This is a genomic window from 'Fragaria x ananassa' phyllody phytoplasma, assembly GCF_018274325.1.
Lineage (GTDB): Bacteria > Bacillota_I > Bacilli_A > Acholeplasmatales > Acholeplasmataceae > Phytoplasma.
Map to the genome: position 1 here is coordinate 1 of NZ_JAGVRH010000016.1, position 7,311 is coordinate 7,311.

Annotated in this window: 6 protein-coding genes and 3 pseudogenes; all 9 read right to left on the minus strand. The window is 26.1% G+C overall.

What is annotated here, in order from left to right; translation table 11 throughout:
- Positions 1 to 2,099, minus strand: a 2,099-nt coding sequence (locus J8J04_RS02735; RefSeq protein ID WP_212332095.1) for an ATP-binding protein, incomplete at its 3' end; no start/stop codon positions are given.
- A 16-nt stretch (positions 2,100 to 2,115) separates the two neighbouring features.
- Positions 2,116 to 2,901: a hypothetical protein gene (locus J8J04_RS02740; protein ID WP_212332098.1), complete on the minus strand. Its 786-nt coding sequence runs from the start codon at positions 2,899 to 2,901 to the stop codon at positions 2,116 to 2,118.
- Between the two features lie 69 nt (positions 2,902 to 2,970).
- Entirely contained in the window at positions 2,971 to 3,216 is a 246-nt protein-coding gene (locus tag J8J04_RS02745) for a hypothetical protein (protein ID WP_212332117.1), read from the minus strand.
- Positions 3,209 to 3,643: a hypothetical protein gene (locus tag J8J04_RS02750; protein WP_212332101.1), complete on the minus strand. Its 435-nt coding sequence runs from the start codon at positions 3,641 to 3,643 to the stop codon at positions 3,209 to 3,211. Before J8J04_RS02750 ends, J8J04_RS02745 begins: the two co-directional genes overlap by 8 nt.
- 24 nt (positions 3,644 to 3,667) lie before the next feature.
- Positions 3,668 to 3,958: an HU family DNA-binding protein gene (locus J8J04_RS02755; RefSeq protein ID WP_212332104.1), complete on the minus strand. Its 291-nt coding sequence runs from the start codon at positions 3,956 to 3,958 to the stop codon at positions 3,668 to 3,670.
- 114 nt (positions 3,959 to 4,072) lie between these two features.
- Positions 4,073 to 4,468 carry a DUF2963 domain-containing protein gene (locus J8J04_RS02760; RefSeq protein WP_212332107.1) on the minus strand — a complete coding sequence of 132 codons (396 nt, stop codon included), beginning with the start codon at positions 4,466 to 4,468 and terminating at the stop codon, positions 4,073 to 4,075.
- A gap of 4 nt (positions 4,469 to 4,472) precedes the next feature.
- Positions 4,473 to 5,122 (minus strand): annotated as a pseudogene (tmk, locus tag J8J04_RS02765) (dTMP kinase).
- Positions 5,103 to 5,744 (minus strand): annotated as a pseudogene (locus J8J04_RS02770) (hypothetical protein). The pseudogenes tmk and J8J04_RS02770 overlap by 20 nt, the downstream one beginning before the upstream one ends.
- Positions 5,745 to 5,923: 179 nt before the next feature.
- Positions 5,924 to 7,216, minus strand: a pseudogene (gene dnaB, locus J8J04_RS02775) (replicative DNA helicase).
- Positions 7,217 to 7,311: the final 95 nt, after the last annotated feature.

Sequence of the window (7,311 nt, forward strand, 5' to 3'; positions counted from 1 at the left end):
CCAATAAAATAATCTTTATCTAAATCAAGTAAATATTTAGGTCCTTTATAACTTATTTTGACAATATTGGGGTCTTCGGGATGTTCTATTTCAAGAGCATCCGCCCTACCCTTTTTAGAGTATTCAACCATTAATAAACTACCATCGGCTGGATAAAACCCTGATCGTCCAAAGTAACTTTTCCATTCTGAAAAAGGAGTATCCAAAAACACATCATCCATTTCTCCCATTAATAAATCTTTGGGAATTTTCTTTTTATCAAAAATGGCTTCAATTTTGGCTTTTCTTTCGCCTTCAATTTTATTTTTCATCACAACATATCTTTCACGAAGTTCATTGCAAATTCCATTTAATCGATCGAAGATCCAAGTTTTTTCTACAATAGTTTTATCTTGTTTTTGGAGATATTGAACTATTCCTTGACGCCATAATTGATATTGTTCTTCACATTCTTGTCTTCTTTTTTCAACTTCTTGTAATGGAGTTTTAGTTTTTAAAATAACATCTTCCAAAGCTTCATCTAAATCAGAAGGTAACATTACTTCATGAGGTTCAATTGGTTGATTCTTTTCTTTTAATTCTGATTTATGAGTATTAGTTTTATAATAAGCAGTTTCGATTAAGGTAGTTAGATCACGGTTAGAAATTTTTTCTGTTTCTTTTCTCTTGGTTTGATTATATTCAACTAATTTTTTTGCCATGGTTTTTAAGTAGGAATAAGTATGGAAACTGATATTATATGGTTTTACTAAATAATTTAAAAAGTTTTGAATTTTATCATCTTTAATAGGGGCGATATATATTTCTTTACTAAAACGGCTTCTTAAAGCTTTATCGATTTTATCTAAATTATTAGTTGCACCCATTAAAACTACTTTTTTATCAGTACGGTTAAAGCCATCTAATTTATCTAAAAGGGTGTTAACGATGTTTGTTGCAACCGAGGAAGTATTTTCATCACTTCGGTTTGGTAAACCATCAATTTCATCAATAAAGATAATTGTTTTATCATATGATTCTGCTTCTTGCCATAATTTTTCTAATACTTCTTTGCCTTCTCCGACATATTTTTGATCGAATTTAGCAGGAATTAAATTCATAAAATGTACATTAACTTCACCACATAAAGCTTTGATTAAAAAGGTTTTTCCTGTTCCAGGAGGACCATAAAGTAAATAACCTTTAGGACGAACTTTATCAAAATTAACTAAACTATTATCAGATTTAAAAAAATAAATTAAATCTTTTAATTTTTCTTTTTCTTCGCTCATTCCATAAACATCTTTAAAAAGAATTTTATTTTTGTGAGACTTATAAATTTGATTTGTTTTGATTGCTTCTAGTTCCATTTGTAATTCTAAAATTTGGCCGTCAAACCCAATAATTTGTTGATCTAAAAAACGATCAAAATCAATATAATTATCATTTTTCTCTTTATTATCGTTTGTTTCACTTAATAATGTTTGGATTCTTCTTTTGTTAGCTTGGTTGTAAATAACAGCATTTCCTAATTGATTGATTTTATAGGTTATCCCTTGCATTGATTCAAGATTAGTCGTAGTTTGGATTATTTGTGAAATATTGCTTTCGGTTTCACTTTGTTTTTTATGTAATAGTTTTCTTTGTTCAATCAGTACTTTTCCTGTTGCAACCTTGTCGTTTTTTTCTTTTTGAATTCGTTCAATTTCTGTTTGTTTTTGAATTCTTTCTTCTTTGGTTAAAGTTTCAAAATTTTTTGTTAAATCTTGATTAATTTCATTAAGTTTTGTTGTAATTGTTTCCACTTCGAATAAATTATCATCAATTTTTTTTGATAGAATGTTGTCTTGTTTTGTTAACTCTTCTCTTTTAGTTTTTTCTTCAGCTAGTTTAGCTGATAATTCATCTAATTTTTTTTGAATTTTTTCGCTTTCTTCTTTTTCTAATTGTTGTTCAGTTTTATCTTGTGATTGATTTTTATTTGGTTTTTCTTGGATTAAATAATGATAAATTAATAAACCAAACCCACTTAGAAAAAGAATTAATAAAGATAACCAGTAGCTTAATTTAAACCAAGGAAAAGGAGACTTGGAAATTTTATTTGTTGAATTTCTTTTCATATCCTTTCGAGTCTCCTTATTTTAAACTATCAAATTTTTTTTGTTTGTTTTTGCGGTATTCAATTAAAATTTTTTGTTCTTCTTCGTTGTTAATAGTTTTTATTTCAGCATCTAAATTTTTAATATCTTGGTTTAATTTAAGTTGTTTCATCTTTAAACTTATAGCATTTTTAATTTCTTGAATATTTTCTTGTTGTTTGGTTTTTTCATTATTCAAAGAAGTTTTAGTTTCTGGGTTAGTTTCATTAATTAATTTTGTTGTAATATCTTGAATTTTTTTTTGCGATAGTTTTTTTTCTTCATTTGATTTCAGTAATTTTTCTACTTCAATTAAGGTTTTTTCTTTTGTTAGTTTTTCTTCGGTTGCAAGGTGTTTTTCTGCGAGGTCAGTCGTGATTTGAAGTTGAGTTTCTTTATTATTGATTTCTTTTTTTAATTGATCACTAAATTCAATCAAAAACAATTCATTTTCTAATTCTTCGAGTTTGGATTTTTTTAATGTAATAACCTTTTCAATAACGGTTTTTTCTTCTTGGGTTAATTGAGAATCTTTTAACTCTTCTTCTGTAATTTTAATTTGTTGTTTTAGTGGATAGATTTGTAAAACAAAATCATGATAAAGCTTTCTATCAGTTTCTTGTTTGGGAATTACAGAAATTTGTTCTTTATTAGTTTTTTCTTTAATAATAAATTCATAAATTAATAAAGAACTGATCACAATAATAACTAAAACACTAATAGTTATGCAAACTTTCGCTATTTTATTTATTTTTTTTGAATGATTTTTTTTCATAATTTTCATTTTCGTTTTCCTTTTTTTATTTTTTTGAATTTGGAGGTTATCGGTTTTTTCGATTACCCAATTGCTACTTTATGTTTTTATAATTTGGTTATTTTCTTTTCCTTTTGTTATTATTAAATTTGAATTTTTTGGGGTTTTATTGTTTGTTAAAAATGATTTATTATTTTCTTTTTTTAATTCTTTAAATGTTTTTTTCATTTCTGGAGGTTGAGTATAATAATTAATATTGAAAAATATTTTTTTGACGATAAACAAAAGGGCGGTTGTAAATAAAGATCCAATGATAAAACCAATTGCAAAACTTAATTCATTCATCTTCGTTTTCCTTTCCAAAAGTATTTCTTTGATTTTTTAACTTTTGTTTTCTTTCTTTTTTCGATTGCCAAATGGCAACTTTATGTTTTTGTTGTTCGATGTGAGATAGTAATTTTTCGTTTGTGATTCTTACTTTATCTAATTTTTCAAGTAATAATTGTTCTCTGTGTTCTTGTTTGGCTGCTGCCATTTCTAAATTTCTTAGTTTTTTTTGAGGGAAAAAGATGCCAAGGAATGCATTTTTGATAAAAATAATAATATTAGATAATAATTTAAAGATTGGTTTGAATCCTGTCATAATTAACAAAGTAAAAAAAGTTGTTTCTATGGCATCTATTCTTCGTTCAAGGATTTCGGCAGTTGTAAAACCTTTTGAATAACGAATAAAAAAAATACTAATAGATGCTAATATTGACAATATAAACATACGTCGCTCCTTTTATTTTAATTATTATTTAAGAACTAAATCTTTGACTTCATTTTTGATAGTTTTAGATAATTTGAAAGTAACAACTGTTTTGGAAGGTATTTTGATTTTTTTACCTGTTTTGGGATTGCGTCCTATGTGGGCTTTACGGGTTTTTAAGATGAATTTACCTAATTTAGGTGATAATATTACTTCTTCATTGGAAGTGATTGATTTGATTATGGCATATTCAAATGCATTATAAAATTCTTCTGTTTTGTTAATAGAAGTTTTGTTAACTTCTGATATTTTTTTAATTAATTCTTTTTTAGTCATTTTTAATTTTCTCCTTTTTATTTTTATTGGTTTTAGCTTTTGGTTTTAATTTACTACGGTCTTGGAAGTAAATGCCGCGGTAGATTTCGGTCATGGCGTCGCTCATATGATTTTTTATTCTCCTTTTTTAGTTAATGGGTTTTTAATTGTTTCTTTAATTTTTGTTAAATATTTATTAATTGTTGGTTTAGTGTCATTTATTTTGATTATTCGACCAGTATCTTTGTCGAATTCGTCGATGCAGTAAATTGTGCCGTCGGGGTTGTATGTGGTGGATTTGATTCGTTTTCCAGTTGTTGGGTCGAATTCGGTGATGTAGTCGATTGTGCCGTCGTCGTCGAGGTTGTATTGGGTGTGTTTGATTCGGTTGAAAGTATTTGGGTTGTATTCGGTAATGTAGTCGATTGTTTTGTTGTCGGAGTTGTATGTGGTGGTTGTGATTGAATTTAGGGTTTTTGCGGTTATTTTGGTTAATTTACCTTGTTTATTGTATTTTTTATTATTTTTCATTTTTTTATTTTCCTATTTTTTTAATATTTAATATTTGTATGATTTGTTGTAATGTTATTTTTTGAGAGTTGTTGGCATCAATTAAAAAATGATGACATTTTGAATGTTTACAATTTGAATTAGTACAATATTGATATTTATTTAATAATATTGGCGAACATTTTCAAAATATGAAATTGGTTTTTGTTCGATTAAATCTAATTTATGATTTGATTGATTTGATTTACGATTTAATGCGGTTTTAGGATTGATGTCTAGATAAAAAGTTATATCAGGTTTAATTAGAAAATGATTGATTATATTGGTAGTTATTTTATCATCGTAATCAATGTAATTTGCTTTACTTTGGTAAGTATAAGTAGAATCAAACCAACGGTCGATTAAGATGATATAACCTTGTAATAAAGATGGGGTGATGAGCTCTTCTTGGATTTGAATCATATTGGCTAAACTTAACAAATATTTTGTTTTTAAGGTAATTTTTGAATGATGTAAAAATAAATCTCTAATTGTATTGCCAACACATGAATCTCCTAAACTTTGGATAGTTTTAACCAAATTGTTAGTTGATTGTAGATGATGTTTAAGTTTAGAAATTAAAGTTGTTTTTCCACTGCCATCTAAACCTTCAAAACTAATTAATTGATTTTTCATTAGAATGAACCATTTTTTTAATTAAATTAATTGGTGAAAAAGGGATAAATTGCTTTTTTAATAATGTTTTCATGAAGTTATTTGATTCTTTTGAAAAACAGTTAATAACTTGATTGATATGTTGAACTTTACCGTTTTTTATTTTGTAATTTAATCTTTCAGATTCGATTACATCATTAGTTAATAAATAAAATTCAAAGCGAGTATCTAGTTTTTTGAGTTGTTGGGCTTCTATTATTGATTGGTTATAACGTTCACGGAGGCAAGTTTTGAAATTAAAGGTGATGATTCTTTTCTTTTAGGTAAATAAAACTAAATCAAATTTAATGTCAGGAATAAAAAATAAATATGATTGAGGATATAAATTAGTGATGTTTTTGTGATAAAAATAAAGCAAAATGAGGTATTCGTTGATTTTGCCGCGGATTACTTTTTGGCTTTGAGAGTTGTGTTGGTTGTCAATTAAAAAATGGTTTAAGTTAGAATGCGAGGTTTGCATATATTCATTGAAATTTAAATTAAAGAGATTAAGTAAACAGATTTTTTTAGCAATCTTAACACATAAAGAATTGTGATTAAAAATGTTAATATTATTAAAATAAAAATTAGTGAGATATTCCATTTTATTTATTCTTCCCTTCTTTTTAATTGATTAGGAAATTTTAGTTGGTAGTCTTCTAAAGCTGTGTTGTATCCTTGATTAAAATAATATGAAGTTAATATGTTAAAAAATGGATTTATTGCAAGAATTAAAATTAGAATATTTAAAATAATTAGTATAAAATCGATCATTTTTTTCTCCTATTTATTTTTTTCTACAAATTTTTGGATTTGTTTATAAAAATCAAAATTACATTCGCCTAATTGTCCACTACGGTTTTTGGCAATAATTAAGTTAGTATATGGATTGTTATCAGGTTTTTGGTAATAACTTTCACGATGCAACAACATTACCACATCTGCATCTTATTCAATTGTCCCTGAATCTCTCAAATCTGTTAATTGAGGTGCTTTTACTTCTCGAATTCTTACTGCTCGATTCATTTGACTTAAAGCTATGATTGGTATATTAAGTTCACTTGCTAGTTTTTTGAGTTCTCTTGAAATCATTGCTATTGCTTGATAGGTATTAAAATTTTGGTCATCTTTTAATAAATGAAGATAATCAATAAAGACAACATCAAGTCCTTTGGTATATTTCATTTGACGACATTTAGTTTTGACATCTTCAATTTTGTTATTTCTATCATCATCAATAAAAACATCAATTTTATTTATTTTATGCTCAGTAATAGCTAAGGAACATTTATCATTTGCACTGAGTTTTTTATGAATTAAGTTTTTTAAAGGAACATTAGATGTTGCAGAAAGTAACCTAATACCTAATTCTGCGGCTGACATTTCTAAACTAAAAACCAATATTTTTGGTTTTTTAGTATTTTCATCAAAATTTTTAGCCATATTATAAACTAAATTAAGCATTAATGCTGTTTTACCCATTCCCGTACATGCTCCTAAAATAATTAATTGTTGGTTTTTAAAACCACCAATTAATTCATCAAGATTATTAAAACCTGTTGAAATCCCTACTAATTGATTAGGATCATGATCAGAAATGACATTTTTACGGATGCTAGGAATTAAGGTTTTAATTGATATAAATGGTGATTTAGTATTTTGAATAAAACTTTCTACTTGGGTGTTAACTGTTTGTAAATAATTATGAATGTTTTTAGTTTTTGATATTTCATTAGGTAATTGTTGGATTAATGTTAATAAATCATTTTTTAATGAATTTTCTTTGATTAAATTAATATATGTTTCTAAATATTGACTCGAAGGAGTCATTTCAGTTAACTCAATTAAATAATTAATCCCTCCGATTTTATTTAAATGATTGTTATTTTTTAAAATAGAACTTACAGAAACATAATCGATGTCATGATTTTGATTTTTAAGTTGTTTCATCGCTTCAAAAATATAACGATGACTTGGGTTGGTAAAGTTGTTGGTGTTAATCAAACTTATAACAGCATCTAGTTTTTCAGGGTTTAAAAATAATGTTCCTAATAATGCTTGCTCCGCTTCTAACAATTTATCCTCCTTTTTCAGTTTGGGTATAAAAAAATAGCCAAACTGTTTATTTTTAATCAATAAACAATTTGGCTATTTTGTTGTTCTTAACTGGT